The organism is Undibacterium sp. WLX3042 (assembly GCF_049544825.1).
Lineage (GTDB): Bacteria > Pseudomonadota > Gammaproteobacteria > Burkholderiales > Burkholderiaceae_D > Undibacterium.
In genome coordinates this window covers 2,892,220-2,914,556 of record NZ_CP186698.1, presented here as the reverse complement: position 1 = coordinate 2,914,556, position 22,337 = coordinate 2,892,220, and the positions used below count along the sequence as shown (strand labels likewise).

Below are 22,337 nucleotides of genomic sequence, written 5' to 3'. Positions count from 1 at the left end.
GTTATGCCATGCATGCGAGTGTCGCAGCAAACAGAGGATGCGTTCACGCACTTTTTTTTGCAAACCCCCACTGTAAACGCATTTATGCGTGCCCATACATTATTTGTGCACGACGGAATTTTTATGCCAATGACAAAAAGGGACGGCAGCTAATCACAGCGATATTATTCCGCTTGTTCATCAGTTTTTGCGCTTAACGCGGTGCGTGAAACACAGCCTATGCTTGCTTTACGTACGGCGGGGAATCGCCAATAATCTGCACTTTTATGAATTGACTGGTGGCGGCAATCGCGGCACCGCAACGTTGAGGCGTCATCGGCGCCGGGAGTGAACTTATGTCGTCAATCTTTGAAAAGCTGAACCTGAAGCAGCAACAAGAGATTATTGTTGTCAATGCGCCGCCATCCTTCGAGCCTGAGTTGCTCTCACTCGAAGGCGTTACAGTTATCCGTGATCTGAAGAAAGCGAAGGCAATTTACTTCGCGTTGATTTTCGCCACCAAGCAAGCCGAGGTCGATAGCTTGTCTAAGATTCTGGCAAGCAAGGCGGAAGGCGATGCAGTGCTGTGGTTCGCGTATCCGAAGGGCACGTCTAAGCGGTACAAATGCGAGTTCAACCGCGACACGGGCTGGGATGCCATGCGCAGCGAGGGTTTCGATACGGTGCGCCAGGTCGCCATAGATGCAGACTGGTCGGCACTGCGCTTCCGACGTCTGGAGTACATCAAGTCTGCAGGCGCAATCCGTTCTGGCATACATAAATGAAAAAAGTAATACTCCTTGTGCTGATTGTGGCTGGCGGCTGGTGGTATTTTATCGGCGGGCGCAAGCTGTCGGACGATCATGTCAATGGCTTTTACCGCGATCTTGAAATCGCGACGCTGCAGCGTCAGCCTGACGCGATATGCGCGCTGCTGGCGCCGGATTTTCAATCCACCGGCAGCGTCAGCACAGCTGGAAACAGGCAAACGGTAAACCAAAACAAGCAGCAAGCCTGCGACGCCTATCATGACTTGTATTCGACCTGGGAAAAACTGGGCGAGAAGATGGGTGGCATGCTGCAACTGGATTCTCAATACACGATACACAGCATATCGCTGTCGCCGGACGGCAAAACTGCGACGGTGGATGTCAGCAGTTCGCTGGACGTTGCCGGAACGCTCATGCATATCCGATCACGCAGCACGGATACGCTGGTTCGTCGCAACGGCAAGGTGCTGTTACTGCACAGCTCAGGCCTTGGTTCTGTCGGCGCGGGGTCGTAGCGCCTGATAAAACGCGCCGCGCTCCGTCGGTATTGCGCGAGCCGGATTGGAAATCCTTGAGTTAGGTCAATCCTGGTTAAAATCATATACTCCCCCCATATTTTTACAAAACTATGCTGACCTCCTTATATTCATTTGGTGTAAAACATATACTCTGGGGGAGTATATTTATTCCCCGAGTACAAAACAGCGCCTGTAGTCACGCTGTTGGTGCGCGGGAGCACTACCGGAGTTTCCTTTATAATGGCGGCACATTATTAACCAAGGAAAAGCCATGAGCGACGTTCAAAGCTGGATCAAAGAAACCGTTACCCAAAACCCTGTCGTGTTGTTCATGAAAGGGACTGCCCAATTCCCGCAATGCGGATTTTCCGGTCGTGCGGTGCAGGTATTGAAAGCCTGCGGCGTACAGAATCTGGTGACTGTGAATGTGCTGGAAGACCCGGAAGTACGTCAGGGCATCAAAGATTTTTCTAACTGGCCAACCGTACCGCAGTTGTACATCAAAGGCGAATTCATCGGCGGCTCTGACATCATGAATGAGATGTTCGAAAGCGGCGAACTGCAAACCTTGTTGAAAGACTGAGCACCGTCATGACGAGCACCAGCGTACCACCGAAACAACGTCTGATCATCGCCATCACCGGCGCGACCGGCTCTGTGTATGGTGTGCGCTTGCTGCAGGTATTACAGGCCAACCCGGATGTCGAAACGCATCTGCTGATTTCTGAAGCCGGGGTCTTGAATCTGCATCAGGAACTCGATATGAAGCGTAAGGATGTCGAGGCCTTCGCAGATGTCGTGCATCATGTGCGCGATGTCGGCGCCAGCATCGCCAGCGGCTCGTTTCAATCTGACGGCATGGTGATTGCACCGTGCTCGATGAAAACGCTGGCCTCGGTTGCGCATGGCATGTCAGATAATCTGATCACGCGCGCTGCCGATGTCGTGCTGAAAGAACGCCGCCGCCTGATATTAATGGTCCGGGAAACGCCGTTCAACCTCGCCCATCTGCGCAATATGACCGCCGTGACCGAAATGGGCGGCATCATCTTCCCGCCTCTCCCCGGTTTTTACCACCGCCCGCAATCGATACAGGAAATGGTCGATCACACAGTCGGCCGCGTACTCGATATGTTCGCTCTGCCGCACAAACTGACACCACGCTGGCAAGGCTTGAAAGACCGCACATAAATCATCGCGCCGGATCTGGCGCGCTGTCTCACTCTGTTCTGCTTTTCTGGTTGCAATACCGGAAGTAAGGCGCACACATCTGCGTCTTTATTTTTTTGCGCAATCCTGCCCTGCGATTTTTTTCTTCGCTGTTGTTATCCGCCTTCGCTGTAATCACGGGGTCATATCCAGTTGATACATTTTGTTACTTGCGAGCAAAGCCTTCACCTGGCATCCGGTAATGGCGCGGTCGCAAGCGCATCGTAAAACCAAAGCGATTGCTGTAAAGCAGTCACACTCGACAAGTACAGGATCAACAACATGACTCACAAAGCAAATGTATCGCTGCTGGCCGCGCTGACGGCAAGCGCTCTGGTCGCTGCCTGCGGCGGCTCCGACACGGCAAGCACCACACCCGTCGCCCCAGTAGCCCAATCTGGCGTGTTTCTGGATGCAGCGGTGGAAGGTCTCGATTACACCAGTGGCACAGCAAAAGGCACAACACAGGCCGACGGCGGCTTTAACTGCAATACTGGCGACAATATGAGTTTTTCTGTCGGTGGCATCAGCCTGGGTTCTGCGCCATGTGCGGCAGTGATCACGCCACTGAGCCTGGCGAATCAGAGCAACAGCAACGACGATAAAGTCGTCAATCGCCTGATGGCCTTGCAATTGCTGGATGAAGATAATGATCCTTCGAATGGCATACGTTTATCTTCTGCAGTCAAAACTGCGCTGGCAGGTCAGGCTCTGGATTTCAACGCGAATGCGGCGACTTTCAATACGGCGATGACGAATCTGCTGAGCAAGCTACCTGCCAGTTATCAGGGTCGCAGCGTGGATGCGGATCGTCGCGCATTGGTACGCGAACATTTTGAAGATACGCTCGCGTCCAAAATGGACAAGCCTGTGGTGGATGCGGTCACGCAAACCAATGCACTCGGCACGGTGGTGGCGAATGTGACGCGCTACCAGATCAAGGCGGCAGATACATTTTATGTTCCGTATGAAGGCACAAACGCGGCCGTGAAAGCCGATTTTCCAAAAGGCTTTTTGCCATCGTATGGTTCTGGCCTGACGTTTAAAGGCAAAGCGGCCGATGGATCTCTGGAGTTCTATGGCATTACCGATCGCGGCCCGAACGGCGACGGCCCGAAAGTACCGAATTCAATCGTGACCGCGGGTGCCAGCGGTACGAGCGACGCTAAATTTTTCCCATCACCGAGTTTCACACCCTCGATCGGTCTGATCTCTGTCGGTAAAAACGGCGCGACATTAAAATCATCGATGCCGATTAAATTCAGCAGCACCATCAATGCGTCCGGCTTATCGATCGCCGCTGGCAAAGTCGGCTCCTCCGGCGAGGTGCCGCTGAACGACGCGATGAAATACGATGCCACCAGCAAAACCACCTTCAGCGATTATGGTCTCGATACCGAATCCGTGGTGCTCGATACGGCGCGCGGTGTGTTCTGGGTGTCGGATGAATATGGTCCGTTCATCCTCAAGATCGATATGAATACCGGCATCATTCTGAAAAAATATCAGCCAGGTACCGGAGCTGCTGACCTGCCCGCCGTGCTGCTGAAACGCCGCGCGAATCGTGGCATGGAAGGTCTGTCGCTTGATGCAAGCACAGGGAAATTGCAGGGCTTTATCCAGAGCCCGCTGGACGATGGCAAAGCATCTTATAAAGTGCCGGGCGCAAGCACTGCGACCAACGAAAGCATCAAGGATTACGCCAAATTCAACCGCTGGGTTGAGTTCGATCCAACGACCGAAAAAACAAAATTGTATGCGTATCCGCTCGACAGCACGATGTATGCATCCGGCAAAACCGGCGGCGCGAAACTCGGCGATCTGGTCGCGCTCGGTGGCGGCAAATTCATCGTGATTGAACAGGGTGCTGGCGTGGACGGCAAGGTATTCAATCGTCTGATGCTGGTGCAGATTCCAACGGACGCGACTGATATTGCAGCGATGGGCACTGACCTCGAAAAGAGCAGCATGACAGGTGCAGCGGTCAACGGTGTAAATTATGCGAACGTGGTCACGCTCAAAAAGACCGTGTTGTTTGATCTGAACGGCGCTGGCTGGCTGGCAGAAAAAGCCGAAGGTCTGGCACTGGTGGATGAATACACGCTGGCATTGGTGAATGATGATGACTTCGGTCTGAAAACCCTGATTACTGATGCGAACGGTAAAACAGTGGAAGGCGCCGATATCACGAAATGCACGGTGGATGCGAATGGCGCACTGACCACCACGGCCGGTGCCACCGGCTGCGTTGCCGGTAATTCGGTACGCGTGGCTCGCGGTGCGGACAGCGAACGTCCGAATCGTCTGTGGCTGTTTAAATTCAACAAGAAACTGGCCGACTTTGCCGTACCCGCGCAGTAATGCAGTCACGTCGCTGTGACGTTATAGCAATCTGACTACGACATCATTGCGATAGTAGCGTCACGCGGCACCTGATCTGAGACGAGCCGTCACCTTAGCGTGGCGGCTTTTTTATTTCGTTGAAGTCTGATCATGGCATTGGCTGAGATCAGCAAGAGATCAGCAGTGTACGGTTGAATCTGAAATGTCCGGAAAGCGCAAACAGAGCGAACGCAAAGATAAAACCGGGCCGAAACGGGGTCAAAACGCGGCTAAAACAGTTTAAATATACTCCCCCCAGTATTTTTTAAACCCCTTATTTTATGTAGAGAATGGGCAGTTTTCTTCATATACTCCCCTGTTTCTTAATTTCCAAAGAAAAAACAGGACGCCGCAGCGTCCTTTTTTGCATCGTCATTCCGGCTTACAGTTTCCTTTGCAAAAATTCCCATTTCGCTTTTTGCAAAGACCAGATCGTCCAGTCACCGCGCGGGCCGTGACCTGCGCCCGGATACAGTTGCAGGCTGTAATCTTTGCCGCCTTTAATCAGCTCATCGATCAGCATCACGGTATTTTGCGGATGTACGTTGTCGTCCATCGTGCCGTGCATGATCAGGATTTCACCATGCAAATCTTTCGCCGCTTTCAGCACGCTGCCCTGATCGTAACCGCTCGCATTTTCTTGCGGCAAGCCCATGTAACGCTCGGTATACACGCTGTCATACAGACGCCAGTCGGTGACCGGCGCGCCGACGAAACCTATCTTCCAGGCTTTGCTGTGCGTCATCGCATACGAGGTGAAATAGCCGCCGTAACTCCAGCCGTTCAGCGCGATTCTGTCCATGTCCGCCCAGCCCTGCTGACGCAACCACGCGAGGCCATCAAGCTGATCCTGCAATTCGAGCTGCCCCAGTTTTTTATGGATAGGCCAGGCGCTTGCCACGCCTTTATTACTCGCACTGCGGTTATCCAGCACCCACACAACGTAGCCTTGTTGCGCGAGGAAGTGATGGTACAAATCATTCGACCAGCGGTCATTCACCTGCGGCGCCATCGGCCCCGCATACAGGTGCTGATACACCGGATATTTTTTTGCAGGATCAAAATCCGGCGGCAAGTACAACAGGCTTTCCAGTAAAAACCCATCGCGTGCGCGGATCTGCTGCTGAGTGACTTTGGCCAGACGCAGGCCGCGCATTTTCTCTGGCATGCCAACGTCGTCGATCAGTCGGAGTTGTTTTCCTTCGTCGTTAAACAAAGCCTGTTTCGGCGTTTGCTTCAGGCTGCTCCAGCTATCAAGAAAATGGGTAAAGGTTTTGTTCCAGTGCACGTTATGCGTACCCATTTCCTGCGTCAGGCGCTGCAAACCTTCACCATTCAGACCCACGCTGTAAACATCGTTACCGATAGGGTTGCGCTGATTCGCAGAAAACAGGATGCGCTGACGCGCTTCATCGACGCCGTACACGCTGCGCACATCCCAGTCACCGCTGGTGATCACTTTTTGCAGCTGATAATGCTGATCGTAGCGATACAAATGACGATGCCCGCTGCGATCCGATTCCCAGATAAAGCCGCCGTCTTTCAGAAACACCGGAAACGGCAGACGTTCAGTCCATGCCGGGCTGGTCTCGCGCACGATCACTTTACTCTGCTGCATATTCGCATCATACAAACGCAGATCGAGCCAGGTCTGCACTCTATCCTGCCAACCGGCCAGCAACTTGCCGTCCGGCGTCCAGCCGACTTGCACGATCAGCGTCTCTTTTTGGGGATACGGATTTTCTGTCCAGCTCAGTTTGCCGTCTTTATCAACAATGCCTAATCTGACCGTGGGATTCGGGTCGCCCGCTTTCGGATAACGGGTCAGATTCGTTTTTAGAGGCTGCGCGTGATCACCGCTGAGCGTGTAAACCGGCACTTTGCTTTCATCGAAATTCAGAAACGCAAGTTTCTGCGAATCCGGCGCCCACCAGAATGCCCGCAATTTGCCGCGTCCGTAAATTTCTTCCATATAGACCCAGTCGAGACGGCCATTCAGATTCGTCTCGCTGCCACCGGTGGTCAGACGTTTCTCTGTCGCGCTGGCGATGTCGGTCAGATACAGGTCATTCCCTTTCAGATACGCGACCGATTTCGCGTCCGGCGAGAGTATCGCTTCATCTTCGGCCTGATCCGGCGTATGCGTCAGTTCGCGCGCGCGTGCATTTTGCAGATCCAGCAGCCACAAATCGTTTTTGTAGCTGAACAAATACGACTTCACTTCAGGCTGCACCTGCTGTCCCAGCTTTTCCGCCAGACTCTGCGCCGATTTATCATCGATACCCGCAGATTTAAGATAGCGCAGAATATTTCCATCGACTGTCAGCGCCTGCTTTTCCCAAGTTGCCGGCTGCACCACCGACAGCTTAACAACCCCCTCTTTCACTTCAGACTCAATCAGACGATTTTGCTGATCCCACGACAAACGCGTCAGCGGGCGGGTATCGAATTTTTCTTTCTTCAGCGGGTGATACAGCATCTCCAGACTGAGCTTGCCGTCATCGGCAACCGCCATCGCTGCGCTGGCCAACAGCATTGCAAACAATCCGCTTTTGATTATTTTTTTCATGGAATTCCTCTGTGTATTTTTTCCGTGCCGCCAACACGGGCTCGTCAGCGCACTTGCGCAGTATGACCATACAGACCTGTGCACAGTTCACTGTGATATTTGAAAGAGCAGGAATTATCAGGGCAGCACTGCGAATAAGAACATGCGACGGAAAAGAAAAAACCCACCGTTATTGCTAACGATGGGTTTTTAATTGGTGCCGGCTGCCGGAATCGAACTGGCTACCTGATGATTACAAGTCAACTGCTCTACCAAGTGAGCTAAGCCGGCGAAAACTTTTTCGTATCTGCTTCGTTTCCGTTGCATCCCCGAAGACCAAGATTATAGGCTACTTTATTATTTTTAGCGAGGGCTTTTCTGATTTTTTTTCAGATTTTTTTTGTTCAGTGGATAAATCCGCTTTTTCTTCGCCATCCGGCCTAGAACTGACCGCGGCCAAACCTAATTTTCTTGGCGGCGCTTCTTTTTCTGATATGTCATTTTCTTCAGCAAGCGACTCCGGCTCAGCCACGTCTTCCGTTGCCGTCAAATCCAGCTCGAATGCCATTCCCTGACCATTTTCACTGGCGTAAATCGCCATCACATTCGCCACGGGAACATATATGTCACGGGACACGCCACCGAACCTTGCTTTGAATGTCACGGCCTCGTTATCCATTTTCAGGCCACTGGTCGCGCCGAAACTGATATTCAGTACGATCTCGCCATTGCGGACAAATTCCATAGGCACCCGCGCACCGCCTTGTACTTTCACCGCCATATACGGGGTATAGCCATTATCAGTACACCATTCGTAAATGGCACGCATGAAATAAGGTTTCGTCGATGTTTCTTGCATGATACTTACTCAACAGATCAAAGTTTAAGGATAGAGGGAGCCGGTAAAAACAACAAGGCTGACCTGATGCAATCAGTCAGCCTTGTTGAGATACCGTTGATACAAAAAACGTATCACTCAGCGTTTAGCGACGCATCACTTTCTCAGAAGGTGTCAGCGCTTCGATGTAGGCCGGACGAGAGAAAATACGCTCAGCATATTTCATGATAGGTGCGGCAGTTTTCGACAACTCGATACCGTAGTGATCCAGACGCCACAGCAAAGGTGCGATCGCAACGTCAAGCATGGAGAATTCATCACCGAGCATGTATTTATTTTTAATAAATAATGGTGCCAGCTGCGTCAGACGATCACGGATTTCAGCACGTGCCTTGTCCTGCGCTTTGGCAGAACTGCTGCTCTTGTCGTTTTCCAGCGTATGTACGTGGACGAACAATTCTTTTTCAAAGTTAAACAGCATCAGACGTGCACGTGCGCGTTGCAGCGGATCTGCAGGCATCAGTTGCGGGTGCGGGAAACGCTCATCAATATATTCGTTAATGATATTGGATTCATACAGTATCAATTCACGCTCAACCAGAATCGGCACCTGACCATAAGGATTCATGGTCGAAATATCTTCCGGTTTATTAAACAGATCAACATCACGAATTTCAAAATCCATGCCTTTTTCAAACAGCACTAAACGGCAACGTTGAGAAAATGGGCAGGTTGTACCCGAATAGAGAACCATCATTTTTATAGTTCCTTAGAAACAATCAGGGCGAGGAGCCAATTTTGCGCGCCTCACCCCAGGGATTACTCGTCCGTTTACGACGGATAGAAACGGACGATCTTAGAAATTCCTGCCCTACGATAAGATAAATCGCAGACGTAAAACAGGAAACAATGCTTTATTTTACTTCTTTCCAGTAAGAAGCATTCAAACGCCATGCAAGTGTTGCCAGCAATGCCATAAAAATCAGCACAACAACACCAAGACGTTTGCGCGTATTTTGCGCCGGTTCACCCATCCATTGCAAGTAGGCGACCAAATCACCGACCTGATTGTCATAGGCTGCCTGATCCAGTGAACCATCGGTCACTTTTTCAAAGCCGACAAATTTATGTACCGTTTTAGATGCGTCATGCGGATCTTTTTCTTCCACAAATTTAGCATCACGGACACCTTGCATTTCCCACAACACATGAGGCATACCGACATTAGGGAACACCATGTTGTTCCAGCCAGTAGGACGGGAGTCATCTTTGTAGTAAGTACGCAGATAGGTGTACAGCCAGTCAGCACCAGAACCAGCTTCCGAAGCACGGGCACGGGCGATTACTGACAAATCCGGTGGCACCGCACCAAACCAGGTTTTTGCATCCTTGGCTGACATCGTGTTTTTCATCAAATCGCCCACTTTCTCGCCTGTAAACAGCAAGTTTTGTTTGATCTGATCATCTGTCAAACCGATATCTCTAAGGCGGTTATAACGCATAGCCGAAGCAGAGTGGCAGTTCAGGCAATAATTCACGAACAGCTTCGCGCCATTCTGTAACGCCGCCATATCTGTGGAACGGTCAGGAGCACGATCCAGAGGGAAGGTTGCACCACTAGCCATCGCCAGTACTGGAACAAATGCCAGGGCAGCGATTATCTTTTTAAGTAATTTCATGCTAATTCTTCCTCGCTTAGTTCGCTCAGTGTGCTGAAAATGTAACGCGCTTCGGCACTGGCTTAAATGTTCCCATAGCACTCCACCAAGGCATCAGCAGGAAGAAGCTGAAATAGATCACAGCACAGACCTGAGACACACGCTCGCCGGTTGGAGATGGTGGCTGCACCCCGAGATAACCGAGAACAACAAACGCAATACCAAACACGATGTAGACATATTTATGCCAGTGAGGACGGTAGCGTATCGATTTCACTGGGGACACATCCAGCCATGGCAGGAAACCCAGAATCACAACGGAGCCACCAAACAACACCACGCCCCAGAATTTCGCATCCAGGCCAAATGGCAGCATGCCGATAATCGCCAGCAAAGCAACGCCGGCAATCGTCATTTTGACGATCTGCGGCAACTTCGTTGTCAGCCAGATCAATGCCACATAAGCAGCCACACCCACCTGAACGACATACAGGAACTCTGATGTTGTTGCACGCAGAATCGAGTAAAACGGTGTGAAATACCAGGTTGGCGCAATATGCAACGGCGTTTTCAAAGAGTCAGCCGGAATGAAGTTGTTATATTCGAGGAAATAACCACCCATTTCAGGAGCAAAGAATACCACTGCGCTGAAGATCGTCAGGAACACTGTCACTCCGAAAATATCGTGGAAAGTGTAATACGGATGCGATGGCACACCATCAACAGGATGACCATCAGGTCCCAGGTTTTCTTTAATCTCAATACCGTCAGGATTGTTGGAACCTACTTCATGCAAAGCAATCAGATGCGCTGCCACCAGACCCAGCAACACCAGAGGAATCGCGATGACGTGGAAAGAGAAGAAACGATTTAATGTCGCATCTGAAACCACATAGTCGCCACGAATCCAGAGAGACAGGTCAGGGCCGATCAAAGGAATCGCACCGAACAAGTTAACAATAACCTGCGCTCCCCAGTAGGACATTTGTCCCCATGGCAGCAGGTAGCCAAAGAAAGCTTCCGCCATCAGACACAGGAAAATGGCAAAACCGAACAGCCAGATCAGTTCACGTGGCTTGCGATAAGATCCGTACAGGAAAGCACGGGTCATGTGCAGGTACACGATAATGAAGAAAGCCGAGGCACCGGTCGAGTGCATGTAACGCACCAGCCAGCCCCATGGCACATCACGCATGATGTATTCGACGGATGCAAATGCCAGATTCGCATCTGGTTTGTAGTGCATGACCAGGAAAATACCGGTGACAATCTGGATCACCAGCACGAGCATCGCCAGCGAACCGAAGATGTACCAGAAATTGAAGTTTTTCGGAGCGTAGTATTTGCCCCACTGATCATTCCAAAGCTTCGATAAAGGGAAGCGGGAATCGACCCAGTTCAGAGCTTTATCCACGACAGGAGCGTCCGCCGGGAGTTTTTTCTCAACAAATGCCATGATTAAGCCTCGCCTTTCTCATCTTTACCGATGACAATTTTGGTATCTGACAAAAACATGTGACGTGGCACATCCAGATTTTGAGGTGCTGGTTTATTTTTATATACACGACCAGCCAGATCGAAAGTGGAACCATGACATGGGCACAGAAAACCACCCTGCCAGTCATCAGGCAGCGAAGGTTGTGCACCCGCCTGGAATTTAGAACTTGGAGAACAACCGAGATGCGAGCAGATACCAACAGTCACCAACAGTTCAGGATGTTCTTTACGTGAGCGGGTTTGCTTGTCGCAGTACTCAGGCATATCCATAGTGTAAGGTTTTTTGGAAGTAGGATCCGCGACCTTGTCTTCCGTTTTTGCCAGGCTCGCCAGCATTTCCGGAGTACGTTTCAGAATCCAGACTGGCTTACCACGCCACTCGACTGTCGTCATTTCTCCCGGTTTCAAAGCTGATATATCAACTTCCACCGGAGCACCAGCTGCTTTGGCTCGCTCAGATGGCTGGAAAGTGCTCACCAGCGCTCCTGCTGTTGCCAAACCTGCCACACCACCCGCCGCGCAAGTGGCGACGAGCAAACCGCGACGGCCAGAATCGACCTGCTTTTCGTTACTCATACCAACCCCAATCTGTCAAAAATCAAAACCCGATGAAGCCCAATCCAACTTCTAGCAACATTAAATTATAAAGTAGCCGGATATGCTTTTAAAGCAAAAGATACCCGAAACGCCCATTTCAGGCCTTTTTTTCAACAACTTACACACTTTTTGATTTACTTCAGATCTTTTCCTGTATTTTCTGACTAAAGCAGAAAATGTATGAAAAGATAATTGACAAAGTATCCTGATTATTTGGACAGCTTTCGACCTTACAATACAATTTAACGATCTTGGCAGCGTTTGCCAATATATTCGTCGATATATTTATGGAGAAGAACAATGAGCATGATGCAGGAATTCAAAGCTTTCGCCAGCAAAGGAAATGTAATTGATCTGGCAGTAGGTGTGATTATCGGTGGTGCTTTCGGCAAAATCGTCGATTCACTCGTAGGCGATGTCGTTATGCCTATCGTCGGACGCATCTTCGGTGGCCTCGATTTTTCCAACTATTATCTGCCCCTGAATGGCCAGGGAACCGCCATGACCCTGATAGAGGCAAAAAAAGCCGGTGGCGTTCTTGCCTACGGCAGTTTCATTACAGTTGCCGTCAATTTCCTGATTCTGGCTTTCATCATCTTTCAAATGGTACGTCTGTTTAACAAAATGAAAAAAGCAGAACCTGCACCCGCTCCAGCGCCGGTTGTGACACCGGAAGACGTATTGCTGCTGCGAGAAATCCGCGACTCACTGAAAAAATAATCTCAAAACTGCGAGAGGATTGCCGCTCAACGCCGGCAATCCCGGCGACACAGGGTTGCTTCAGACCGGGTTATCAATGTCCACGAACACGTGTTCGATTCCGAATTTTTCCGCGAGCAAGCCGCCCAAGGCCTGAATCCCGTACCGCTCAGTCGCGTGATGACCACATGCCAGGTAGGCAACGCCTGACTCCCGCGCCAGATGCACAGTCGGTTCTGATATCTCGCCACTCAGGTAAACACTGACCCCTGCTGCAATCGCAGCATCAAACATCCCTTGCGCGGCACCGGTGCACCACCCAATTTTTCCCAGAACCGCCTCCGGCTCGCCGATCAGCAGAGGCTGCCGTCCGAGGCGAGCCTCGATATACCGGGCAAATTGCCCCACCGTTTTAACCCCTGAGACATCAGACCAACCAGTCCAGCCAAGCTCATCATCGCCAAACCTCCCCTCTGCGCGCAGACCAAGTTCCTGCGCCAGACGCGCGTTATTCCCGATCAGCGGATGCATGTCCAGTGGCAAGTGATAGGCAAACAAAGTTATATCATTTTGTAACAAGAGCTTTAAACGTTTTTGCTTTTGCCCCACCACACGCATATCCTCACCACGCCAGAAATAGCCGTGATGTACCAGCACTGCATCAGCCTGAAGACGCACAGCCTCATTCAACAGCGCCAGGCTGGCGGTCACTCCGGTCACTATGCGCTTAATTTCATTTCGTCCTTCCACCTGCACGCCATTTGGGCAATAATCACGAACGCGAGCGAGCTGCAATTCTGTGTCTAGAAATTGGGCAAGTTCATCCCTATTTATTGAATTTACTTTCATCATCTACCTTATGCGACGTCTTTGGTTATTGTTTGCCCAGACCGTAACAGTTGGTCTGGCGATTTGGTTTATTGTAACCACCTTAAAACCAGGCTGGGTGAATCAGGCTCTCAGCTCGGGTACAGGCGGGCCGCTGGCACAGACTATCAATTTGAAAGAAGCGCCGGCAAACAGCGTCAACGTACAAAGTTCGTATCGTGGGGCGGCACAGAAGGCGATGCCTTCAGTCGTTAACATCTATACTTCGAAAGAAATTCAGCGTTCACGCAATCCACTGTTAGATGATCCGTTTCTGCGCCGCTTTTTTGGCGAGCAATCGAACCAGAGAACAGAAAGGCAATCGAGTCTGGGCTCCGGCGTCATCGTCAGTGCCGAAGGTTATATCCTGACCAATAACCACGTGGTCGAGTCTGCGGACGAAATTGATGTTGCTCTTGCCGACGGTCGCACGGCTGCAGCGAAAGTTGTAGGTACCGATCCGGAAACCGATCTTGCCGTCATCAAAATTAATCTGCCGAATATTCCTGCCATCACACTCGGACAACCCGACGACACTAAGGTAGGCGACGTTGTGCTGGCCATTGGCAATCCTTTCGGTGTCGGACAAACGGTAACGATGGGTATCATTTCTGCACTGGGACGCAATAATCTGACCGACAACGCATTCCAGAATTTCATACAAACCGACGCAGCAATTAATCCGGGCAATTCCGGCGGAGCCCTCGTCGATATTAATGGCAATCTGCTCGGGATTAATACAGCGATCTATTCCCAGACCGGCGGTTCAGTGGGTATTGGCTTTGCCACCCCGGTCTCGACTGTTAAAGCGGTCATGGAACAAATTATCAGTCAGGGGCAAGTAGTACGTGGCTGGATTGGTGTTGAACCCCAGGACATCACGCCAGAGCTTGCTGAAAGCTTTGGACTGAAACAGAAATCGGGGGCAATTATTGCCGGCGTAATCCGTGGAGGGCCTGCAGACAAAGCCGGGATGAAGCCGGGTGACATTCTGGTTTCTATCGCAGGTAAACCAGTCAGAGACACGACTGAAATGCTGAATCTGGTCGCCCAACTCAAACCGGGTAATACGGCAAAAATCGTGGTGGTCAGGAACAAGCAGGAACCGACCCTCGAAATCACGGTTGGCAAACGTCCACCAACCAGACGCGAAGAATAGGCTGAAATATGCACCTGATTGATTTGCAGGCTTTTTTATCTGAGTTATCTGAAAACAATAACCGCGCGTGGTTCGTCATGAACAAACCGCGTTACGATATTTTGCGCGCTGAGTTTGTACAAATGGTGACAGAACTCATACAAGGCATACAAAAATTCGATCCCGCAATCGCGGGGTGTGAACCGAAGAAAGCCTTGTTCCGGATTAACCGCGATGTCCGTTTTGCCAAAGACAAATCACCATACAAAACGACGTTCTCCTCATCTATTCTGCCGAGCGGGCGCAAGAAGCCCAGCGAAGGCGGCGGGCCGGCTTATTATTTTCAAATGGATGCCGCAGGCAGGCTGTTTTTTGCCGTCGGTGAATATATGCCACCACCGGACCGGTTGCGGGCAATCCGTCAGCATATCGTCGATGATGCTGCAGGGTTTGAAAAAGTGCTGAAAGATAAAAAGCTCAAACAGGCTTTCGGGGAATTACAGGAAGAGGGAAAACTGAGTCGCCCACCGAAAGGGTTTGATGCGGAACTGAAACACATCGAGTACATCAAACTCAAAAACTTTATGGTCTGGACAGAATGTCCGCTGAAAGGCATGGACAGCGACGAGGTTAAGCACACCTTATTACAAGGCTTCCAAAGTGCATTGCCATTGGTTCAATGGCTGCGCGCCGCATAATTCTAGGGGACACGTTCTGTCCCGTAGCATCTACTCGGCCGTATCGGGTGACTGCGTTACGCGAACAAACAGTGGCGCAATGAGCAAACCAAGCTCATACAAAAACCACATAGGCAACGCCAGCGAAAACTGACTGACAATATCCGGTGGCGTCACAATAGCGGCAATCACAAACGCCCCAACCACGACATAAGGTCGTATCGCTTTGAGCTTATCGACCGTCACCAACCCCATACGCACCAAAACAACAACGACGACCGGCACCTCGAAGGTCACGCCAAAGGCAAGGCACATCGACATAATAAAATCTAAATAATTTTCTATATCTGGCGCGATGCTGATCGACGCAGGTGAAAACTCATTAATGAATTTAAATACCCGGCGAAACACCACGAAATAACAAAACGCGACGCCGCCCAGAAACAGCAGCGAGGAGGAAACCACCAGAGGTGCAATCAGCCGCTTTTCATGGGTATATAAGCCCGGCGCGATAAACGCCCAGACCTGATACAGTATCCACGGTAACGCCAGCATGAATGCCAGCAGTAGCGTCACCTTCATCGGCACCAGAAATGGCGATATCACGCCGGTGGCGATCATTTTCGATCCGGCGGGCAACGACGCCAGCATAGGGCTGGCGAGAAAATCATAAATAGCCGCCGGCCCCGGCCACAGCATCAACACAATACATGCAGCAGCGAGACCATAAACCGCCTTCACCAGACGATCACGTAACTCAACCAGATGAGAAATAAAGGTTTCCTCAGCGCCGTGTTCAATCTTATCGCTCATGCGAATACCACCCAAAATAAAGAGCGCAGGGACATAAAAGAGGAATTAAAAAAAACTGACAGGTGGACGAGCTTTTGCCCTGTGTCTTGCCATACGGGCAGAACCGGACACAATATGACTGCGCTGGCCATGACGGCTTTTGTACCAGCCAGGAACTGCCGATGTTTTCGCCAGACGCTTGCGACGAAAATCTTTTGCTTTCTCGTTGACCTGTGCTTGCGTAACGGTGAATGGCGTCTGCAAATCAGCTTGCGCATCGCGCTCAACCGAACGCAGCTCGTTCTCTGCTTCCTGCAGTGAAGCGCTGACAGATTGCTCTACATTCTGAGCTGCTTCCTGCACATCTTTCTGCATTTTGCGCAACTCTTCAAGTTCAATTTCTTTACTGACTTCGGCTTTCACGTCACTGATGTAACGCTGGGCACGCCCAAGCAAAGTGCCCGCCATGCGGGCAACTTTCGGTAATTTTTCCGGACCGATGACGATCAAGGCAACGACACCGATCAATGCCAGTTTGCTGATACCAAGATCAATCATGGCCGCATCCCACAGAAGTCAGCAACACTTGCTTCACTGTTTCGATTTTTCTTTGGCGTCAACATCAATCGTGCTTTTATCTGCCACTTGCTGAGTCGCAGTGGATGATTTTTCTTCTTCACCTTTAATGCCGTCTTTAAATCCTTTGACAGCCTTACCAAGATCAGCGCCAACGTTACCAAGTTTTTTGGTGCCAAAAATCAGAATTACAACCACAAGAACTACCAACCAATGTAACCAACTAAATCCGCCCATTTTTTACTCCTTAGAGAATTCAATCTCAAAATTATTTATTTTGTCCGCGCCAGGGCTGCGGGCCACCGATCAGATGCGTGTGCAGATGATACACTTCCTGCCCGCCATCCGGCCCTGTGTTAATCAGGGTTTTATAACCACCCGATAAACTTCCATCTGCCATCACCGTTGGTGCACAACCATGCTCAGTCGCAAGCTTAGGCACCAGCGCCAGCATTTTTCCCAGCAATTCCGTATGCTCTGACTGTGCGGAAGACAAGGTATCTATGTGCTTTTTTGGAATAATCAATAAGTGCACCGGTGCAGCAGGATGAATATCCTTAAACGCCAGTAAGCTCTCATCTTCATACACTATCGTTGATGGAATTTGCTTGGCAACAATTTTACAGAAGATACAATTATCCACGTTTATCCGATCAAATTAAACTAGGGAAATAACTATCAGAACAAAAGCCGCGCGCCTTACTCCTTGCGTGCAGCCTTTTCTTCGATACCGGAGATGCCCTCTCGCCTTGCCAGCTCATCTAAAACCTGCTGAGGGCGCAAATCATACTGAGCCAACATGACAAGCGAATGAAACCATAAGTCAGCACATTCGTATAACACTTTGCTGGTATCACCGGATACTCGTGCATCTTTGGCTGCCATCACAGTTTCAGTTGCTTCTTCGCCGATTTTCTTCAGAATCGCATCGTCGCCTTTGGAAAACAAACGTGCTACATACGATTTATCCGGGTCGCCGCCATTGGCCAGCTTACGACTTTCAATAATCTCTGCCAGACGTTCCAGCACTTGTACTTGTGTACTCATTTATAAATACTCTCAGGGTCTTTCAATACCGGATCCACTGCCTGCCAGTCACCTTCATTCAGGCTGCCTTCAAATTTCTGAAAAAAACAAGAATGACGTCCGGTGTGGCAGGCAATGCTATCTGCCTGCTCAACTTTAATCAGCACCACGTCCTGATCGCAATCGAGGCGGATTTCTTTTACTTTCTGCACATGACCGGACTCCTCGCCCTTATGCCATAACTTTTTACGTGAACGGCTCCAGTAAACGGCTTCGCCGATCTCAACTGTTTTGCTTAACGCATCGCGGTTCATCCAGGCAAACATCAACACGTCGTTACTGCTCGCCTCTTGTGCGATCACGGGTACCAGCCCCTGATCATCCCACTTCACTTTGTTTAACCACGTCGCGGCACTCATACCAACCTCATAGGAATATTTTGCGCTGCCATGAATTGCTTCGCTTCTCCGACCGTGTGATGGCCGTAATGGAAAATGCTGGCAGCCAATACCGCATCTGCACCACCGACTTTGATACCGTCAGCAAGATCCTGCAAACCACCGACACCACCAGAAGCGATTACCGGAATGGACACCGCGTCAGATACAGCACGGGTCAGGCCGAGATCAAAACCGGAACGGGTACCATCTTTATCCATGCTAGTCAGAAGAATTTCACCGGCACCAAGACGCGCCATATTTTGTGCCCACTCTACCGCATCCAGACCGGTTGCATTGCGGCCGCCGTGGGTGAACACTTCCCATTTTCCCGGTGCGACATTCTTTGCGTCAATCGCGACCACAATACATTGTGAGCCGTATTTATGCGCCGCATCTGCCACCAGTTGTGGATTGGTCACCGCAGACGTATTGATGCCAACCTTGTCGGCTCCCGCATTCAACAGGCGTCGCACATCGGCAACCGTGCGCACGCCACCGCCGACAGTCAGGGGAATAAACACCTGCGAGGCAACGGCTTCGATAATCGGCAATATCAAATCACGTCCATCGGACGATGCAGTGATATCGAGGAAAGTAATTTCATCGGCACCCTGCGCATCGTAACGACGGGCAATCTCCACCGGATCACCGGCATCGCGCAGCTCTTGAAAATTAATGCCTTTGACGACGCGACCTGCGGTCACATCCAGACAAGGAATAATGCGTTTAGCTAATGTCATTCAGCGTCTTCTTCATCCAAAAGCGGCTCACCACTGAGTTCGTCGGCACGATCCTGTGCCGAGGCGAGATCCAGCGTGCCTTCGTAAATAGAGCGGCCACAAATGACGCCCTCAATACCTTCGTCCTGTACCGCGCACAGGGCTTCCACATCAGCGAGATTATGTACACCGCCGGAAGCAATGACCGGAATGCTGACCGCCTGCGCCAGTCTGACGGTTGCTTCAATGTTGACGCCGCCCATCATGCCGTCACGACCGATGTCGGTATAGATGATGGATTCCACGCCGTAATCTTCAAATTTTTTCGCCAGATCAATCACTTCGTGACCGGATAATTTACTCCAGCCATCGGTTGCCACCTTACCGTCTTTGGCATCGATGCCGACGATAATCTGACCCGGAAATGCGCTGCAGGCGTCTGCCAGAAAGCCGGGGTTACGCACCGCGGCCGTGCCGATGATGATGTAGGACAGACCGCCATCAAGATAGCGTTCTATCGTATCGAGATCGCGGATACCGCCGCCGAGCTGAACCGGGATTTCTTCAGTGCCGGTTTCTTCAGCATATTCCCGCACCGCTTTCAGGATGGATTTCACCGCTCCTTCGTTTTTCGGCTTACCGGCAAAAGCGCCATTCAGATCGACCAGATGCAGACGACGTGCTCCTTGTTTCAGCCAGTGACGGGCAGTTTCAGCCGGGTCTTCGGAGAACACGGTGGCTTGTTCCATATCACCTTGTTTCAGGCGTACACAGTGACCATCTTTCAGGTCGATAGCAGGGATGAGCAACATGATGTTAAAGAAATTAAGGTGTCGGTATCAGACAAAAAAAAGGGACAAAAAAAGAAACGAAAGTACAACAGAAAATCAGACTATCCGGCAAAGCACAAAGCAACAACATTTCGCCCGATCAGAGACTCAAGGATTCCAGTGAACGAAGTTCTTATACAACTGCAAGCCGGCATGCGCACTTTTTTCAGGGTGAAATTGCGTCGCAAAAATATTATCGCGGGCAACGGCACAGGCGAAAAGCTGACCATAATCCGTCATACCCACAATATGCTCAGCATTGTCAGGCTGAGCATAATAGCTGTGCACAAAATAAAAATATTCCTGATCGGGTATATCTTGCCACAAAGCGTGAGGACGGGACTGCTGCACACGATTCCAGCCCATCTGCGGTACTTTAAAACGCGAACCATCGGCTTGCAGCTGACCATCCAGATCAAAGCGTACAACCTTGCCCGGCAATAGTCCCAGACCAGGTGTATTGCCTTCCTCACTCAGGTCAAACAACATTTGCTCTCCAACACACACGCCGAACAAGGGTTTGTTACGGCTGGCATTGAGTACAGCTTCCTGCACACCGGAATCACGCAGACTGCTCATGCAGTCGGGCATCGCGCCCTGTCCTGGTAACACAATACGGTCAGCACTCTGAATATCGGCCACCTCACCCGAAATCAATACGTTCGCTTCAGGTGCAACGGCACGCAGGGCTTGCGCTACTGAGCGCAAATTTCCCATACCGTAATCAACAACAACAATTTTATTCATAATGATCGCCCGACTGTCGCCGGGACCGGGATACGACTGACAATATTAAAGACAACCCTTGGTCGATGGAATCATACCTGCAGCACGCGGATCCAGCTCAACGGCCATACGTAAAGCACGGCCAAACGCCTTGAACACGGTTTCGCATTGATGATGCGAATTATCGCCACGCAAATTATCGATATGCAGCGTAACCAGTGCGTGATTCACGAAACCCTGGAAAAATTCACGCGTCAGATCAACGTCGAACTGACCTATCATCGCACGGGTGAAAGGAATGTGATATTCCAGCCCGGGACGACCGGAAAAATCCACTACCACTCGTGACAATGCTTCATCCAGTGGCACATAAGCGTGGCCATAGCGACGGATGCCTTTTTTGTCGCCGACCGCCTGCGCGAATGCCTGACCCAGCGTAATACCGACATCTTCGACGGTATGGTGCGCATCGATGTGCAGATCGCCGACCGCTTCGATCTCCAGATCGATCAATCCGTGACGGGCGATCTGATCGAGCATGTGATCCAGAAACGGCACGCCGGTATTGAGCTTTTGCTGACCGGTGCCATCCAGATTGATCGCGACGCGGATTTGCGTTTCGTTGGTATTGCGGGATACCGTCGCAATGCGCGGCAGGTATTCATTTTGCGTTGGCATATTCATTTTGATGTCAGAGATGCTGCAAGCGCAGCCATAAAAAGTGCATTTTCTTCCGGAGTACTGACGGTGACACGCAGACAGTTCTCAAGCAGAGAGTGCATTTTACCTACATTTTTAACTAAAATTTTGTGATCCAACAATTTAGCAAAGACTTGTTCAGCATTCGCCACACGGATCAGCAGGAAATTTGCAGCGGAGGGGAAAACCTGCACGCCGGGCAAGGCACTTAATGCGATTGCCAATTGGCTACGCTGCTCGCGTAATTCGGCCGCCTGCGCATCCAGCACTTCGACCCGCTGCAACACAAATTCTGCCGCCGCCTGCGTCAGTACATTGATATTGTACGGTGGGCGCACTTTTTCAAATTCATGCATCAGCGCGTTATTGCCTGCCATATAGCCAAGGCGTATGCCCGCCAGGCCTAATTTTGATACCGTGCGCATGACCACCAGATTGTCGAATTCCGCCAGATGCGGCATGAAACTCGACGGCGCAAAAGGCTGATACGCTTCATCCACCACCACCACGCCAGTGTCACCAACGGCGTTCGCAATGGCAACGATATCGTCGGCATCATACAAAGTGCCGGTAGGATTATTCGGATACGCAAGATAAGTGATCGCCGGGCGATGCGTGCGGATGGCCGCCAGCATCGCTGCCGTATCGAGCGTCAGATCTGCCTGCAGCGGCACACCGATGAATTCCAGACCGGCAAATTTCGCAGACATCGCATACATCACAAATCCGGGCACCGGCGCCAGCACTTTCGCGCCCGGTTTGGCACATGCCACTGAGATCATGGCAATTAATTCATCGGAACCATTGCCGAGCACGATCTCGCGATCAGCGGGCACGCCGAGCTTGTCAGCGATCAACTGCTTCAGGCTGGAATACGATGGCACCGGATAGCGATTCAGCGCCACCTGTGCCAGGTGCTGCGCCAGCGCCTGCTGCATTTCCGCTGGCAACAGATAAGGATTTTCCATCGCATCGAGTTTCAGCAAACCTGCCGCATCTGGCACGTGGTAAGCCGCTAAACTGCTGATTTCCGGGCGGATAATATCCGTGATACTCACTATATACTCCAGGCAGTATGTTCGATTAACACCAAAACATCCGCTATTTAATTAGGTTGTACGAGACGTTGTTCATATACTCCCCCAAAACTGC

26 protein-coding genes and 1 tRNA gene are annotated in these 22,337 nt (G+C 50.9%); 8 read left to right on the top strand and 19 right to left on the bottom strand.

All coding sequences use genetic code 11. The features are described from left to right. Window positions 1-335 precede the first annotated feature (335 nt). From ACPAOP_RS13125 to ACPAOP_RS13105, 5 genes are all read left to right on the top strand, one after another. The gene (locus ACPAOP_RS13125) at window positions 336-764 is read left to right on the top strand and encodes a hypothetical protein (RefSeq protein WP_423679630.1); all 429 of its coding nucleotides are present in this window, start codon (window positions 336-338) and stop codon (window positions 762-764) included. Further along, a complete protein-coding gene (locus ACPAOP_RS13120; RefSeq protein WP_423708317.1) occupies window positions 761-1,264 on the top strand; it encodes a nuclear transport factor 2 family protein in 504 nt (167 codons plus the stop codon). Before ACPAOP_RS13125 ends, ACPAOP_RS13120 begins: the two co-directional genes overlap by 4 nt. Before the next feature lie 274 nt (window positions 1,265-1,538). Next, window positions 1,539-1,850 (top strand): Grx4 family monothiol glutaredoxin, encoded by a 312-nt coding sequence (grxD, locus tag ACPAOP_RS13115; RefSeq protein WP_423679628.1) that lies wholly within the window; start codon window positions 1,539-1,541, stop codon window positions 1,848-1,850. Between the two features lie 8 nt (window positions 1,851-1,858). Further along, on the top strand, window positions 1,859-2,458 hold the full coding sequence (locus ACPAOP_RS13110; RefSeq protein WP_423708316.1) for a UbiX family flavin prenyltransferase: 600 nt from the start codon (window positions 1,859-1,861) through the stop codon (window positions 2,456-2,458). 300 nt (window positions 2,459-2,758) lie between these two features. Continuing rightward, window positions 2,759-4,837 (top strand): esterase-like activity of phytase family protein, encoded by a 2,079-nt coding sequence (locus ACPAOP_RS13105; protein ID WP_423708315.1) that lies wholly within the window; start codon window positions 2,759-2,761, stop codon window positions 4,835-4,837. Window positions 4,838-5,240: 403 nt separating this feature from the next. On the opposite strand, the gene ACPAOP_RS13100 is transcribed toward ACPAOP_RS13105, so the two are convergent. The 7 genes from ACPAOP_RS13100 to petA all read right to left on the bottom strand — a co-directional run bounded on the left by ACPAOP_RS13100 (window position 5,241) and on the right by petA (window position 11,975). Beyond that, the gene (locus tag ACPAOP_RS13100) at window positions 5,241-7,427 is read right to left on the bottom strand and encodes a S9 family peptidase (RefSeq protein ID WP_423708314.1); all 2,187 of its coding nucleotides are present in this window, start codon (window positions 7,425-7,427) and stop codon (window positions 5,241-5,243) included. A gap of 194 nt (window positions 7,428-7,621) precedes the next feature. After that, window positions 7,622-7,697 (bottom strand) — tRNA-Thr (locus tag ACPAOP_RS13095). Between the two features lie 58 nt (window positions 7,698-7,755). Next, window positions 7,756-8,265: a ClpXP protease specificity-enhancing factor gene (locus tag ACPAOP_RS13090; protein ID WP_423679624.1), complete on the bottom strand. Its 510-nt coding sequence runs from the start codon at window positions 8,263-8,265 to the stop codon at window positions 7,756-7,758. A gap of 124 nt (window positions 8,266-8,389) precedes the next feature. Beyond that, on the bottom strand, window positions 8,390-9,001 hold the full coding sequence (locus ACPAOP_RS13085; protein ID WP_423679623.1) for a glutathione S-transferase N-terminal domain-containing protein: 612 nt from the start codon (window positions 8,999-9,001) through the stop codon (window positions 8,390-8,392). A 157-nt stretch (window positions 9,002-9,158) separates the two neighbouring features. Next, entirely contained in the window at window positions 9,159-9,923 is a 765-nt protein-coding gene (locus ACPAOP_RS13080) for a cytochrome c1 (protein ID WP_423679622.1), read from the bottom strand. 25 nt (window positions 9,924-9,948) lie between these two features. After that, entirely contained in the window at window positions 9,949-11,361 is a 1,413-nt protein-coding gene (locus ACPAOP_RS13075; RefSeq protein WP_423710021.1) for a cytochrome b, read from the bottom strand. After that, window positions 11,361-11,975, bottom strand: a complete 615-nt coding sequence (gene petA / locus ACPAOP_RS13070; protein ID WP_423679621.1) for a ubiquinol-cytochrome c reductase iron-sulfur subunit — start codon at window positions 11,973-11,975, stop codon at window positions 11,361-11,363. Before petA ends, ACPAOP_RS13075 begins: the two co-directional genes overlap by 1 nt. Before the next feature lie 321 nt (window positions 11,976-12,296). On the opposite strand from petA, the gene mscL reads away from it, so the two are divergent. Further along, window positions 12,297-12,716 (top strand): large conductance mechanosensitive channel protein MscL, encoded by a 420-nt coding sequence (gene mscL, locus ACPAOP_RS13065; protein WP_423679620.1) that lies wholly within the window; start codon window positions 12,297-12,299, stop codon window positions 12,714-12,716. Window positions 12,717-12,776: 60 nt separating this feature from the next. Here the strand turns inward: mscL and ACPAOP_RS13060 are convergent, their stop codons facing one another. Further along, window positions 12,777-13,529, bottom strand: coding sequence for a Nif3-like dinuclear metal center hexameric protein (locus ACPAOP_RS13060; RefSeq protein ID WP_423682333.1), 753 nt, complete (start codon window positions 13,527-13,529; stop codon window positions 12,777-12,779). 25 nt (window positions 13,530-13,554) lie between these two features. Between ACPAOP_RS13060 and ACPAOP_RS13055 the strand changes: the two genes are divergently transcribed. Both ACPAOP_RS13055 and ACPAOP_RS13050 read left to right on the top strand, forming a co-directional pair. Then, on the top strand, window positions 13,555-14,721 hold the full coding sequence (locus ACPAOP_RS13055; RefSeq protein ID WP_423679619.1) for a Do family serine endopeptidase: 1,167 nt from the start codon (window positions 13,555-13,557) through the stop codon (window positions 14,719-14,721). A gap of 8 nt (window positions 14,722-14,729) precedes the next feature. Next, the gene (locus ACPAOP_RS13050) at window positions 14,730-15,398 is read left to right on the top strand and encodes a DUF2461 domain-containing protein (RefSeq protein ID WP_423708313.1); all 669 of its coding nucleotides are present in this window, start codon (window positions 14,730-14,732) and stop codon (window positions 15,396-15,398) included. Between the two features lie 30 nt (window positions 15,399-15,428). Here the strand turns inward: ACPAOP_RS13050 and tatC are convergent, their stop codons facing one another. The 11 genes from tatC to hisC form a co-directional block, all read right to left on the bottom strand. Next, window positions 15,429-16,190: a twin-arginine translocase subunit TatC gene (gene tatC, locus ACPAOP_RS13045; RefSeq protein ID WP_423679617.1), complete on the bottom strand. Its 762-nt coding sequence runs from the start codon at window positions 16,188-16,190 to the stop codon at window positions 15,429-15,431. 45 nt (window positions 16,191-16,235) lie between these two features. Then, window positions 16,236-16,727, bottom strand: a complete 492-nt coding sequence (gene tatB, locus ACPAOP_RS13040; RefSeq protein WP_423708312.1) for a Sec-independent protein translocase protein TatB — start codon at window positions 16,725-16,727, stop codon at window positions 16,236-16,238. 33 nt (window positions 16,728-16,760) lie between these two features. Next, the gene (gene tatA / locus ACPAOP_RS13035; RefSeq protein ID WP_423708311.1) at window positions 16,761-16,982 is read right to left on the bottom strand and encodes a Sec-independent protein translocase subunit TatA; all 222 of its coding nucleotides are present in this window, start codon (window positions 16,980-16,982) and stop codon (window positions 16,761-16,763) included. A gap of 31 nt (window positions 16,983-17,013) precedes the next feature. Further along, window positions 17,014-17,388, bottom strand: coding sequence for a histidine triad nucleotide-binding protein (locus ACPAOP_RS13030; protein WP_423708310.1), 375 nt, complete (start codon window positions 17,386-17,388; stop codon window positions 17,014-17,016). Between the two features lie 56 nt (window positions 17,389-17,444). After that, window positions 17,445-17,792, bottom strand: a complete 348-nt coding sequence (locus ACPAOP_RS13025; RefSeq protein ID WP_423679613.1) for a phosphoribosyl-ATP diphosphatase — start codon at window positions 17,790-17,792, stop codon at window positions 17,445-17,447. After that, on the bottom strand, window positions 17,789-18,190 hold the full coding sequence (gene hisI, locus ACPAOP_RS13020; RefSeq protein ID WP_186884513.1) for a phosphoribosyl-AMP cyclohydrolase: 402 nt from the start codon (window positions 18,188-18,190) through the stop codon (window positions 17,789-17,791). Before hisI ends, ACPAOP_RS13025 begins: the two co-directional genes overlap by 4 nt. Next, the gene (hisF, locus tag ACPAOP_RS13015) at window positions 18,187-18,951 is read right to left on the bottom strand and encodes an imidazole glycerol phosphate synthase subunit HisF (protein ID WP_186884512.1); all 765 of its coding nucleotides are present in this window, start codon (window positions 18,949-18,951) and stop codon (window positions 18,187-18,189) included. Before hisF ends, hisI begins: the two co-directional genes overlap by 4 nt. Further along, window positions 18,948-19,742, bottom strand: coding sequence for a 1-(5-phosphoribosyl)-5-[(5-phosphoribosylamino)methylideneamino]imidazole-4-carboxamide isomerase (gene hisA, locus ACPAOP_RS13010; protein ID WP_186897758.1), 795 nt, complete (start codon window positions 19,740-19,742; stop codon window positions 18,948-18,950). Before hisA ends, hisF begins: the two co-directional genes overlap by 4 nt. 126 nt (window positions 19,743-19,868) lie before the next feature. Further along, window positions 19,869-20,507, bottom strand: coding sequence for an imidazole glycerol phosphate synthase subunit HisH (hisH, locus tag ACPAOP_RS13005; protein ID WP_190480517.1), 639 nt, complete (start codon window positions 20,505-20,507; stop codon window positions 19,869-19,871). 45 nt (window positions 20,508-20,552) lie between these two features. Then, complete coding sequence (gene hisB, locus ACPAOP_RS13000) at window positions 20,553-21,164, bottom strand: imidazoleglycerol-phosphate dehydratase HisB (RefSeq protein ID WP_423708309.1); 612 nt, start codon at window positions 21,162-21,164, stop codon at window positions 20,553-20,555. A 2-nt stretch (window positions 21,165-21,166) separates the two neighbouring features. After that, a complete protein-coding gene (hisC, locus tag ACPAOP_RS12995) occupies window positions 21,167-22,246 on the bottom strand; it encodes a histidinol-phosphate transaminase (RefSeq protein ID WP_423710020.1) in 1,080 nt (359 codons plus the stop codon). Between the last annotated feature and the right edge of the window lie 91 nt (window positions 22,247-22,337).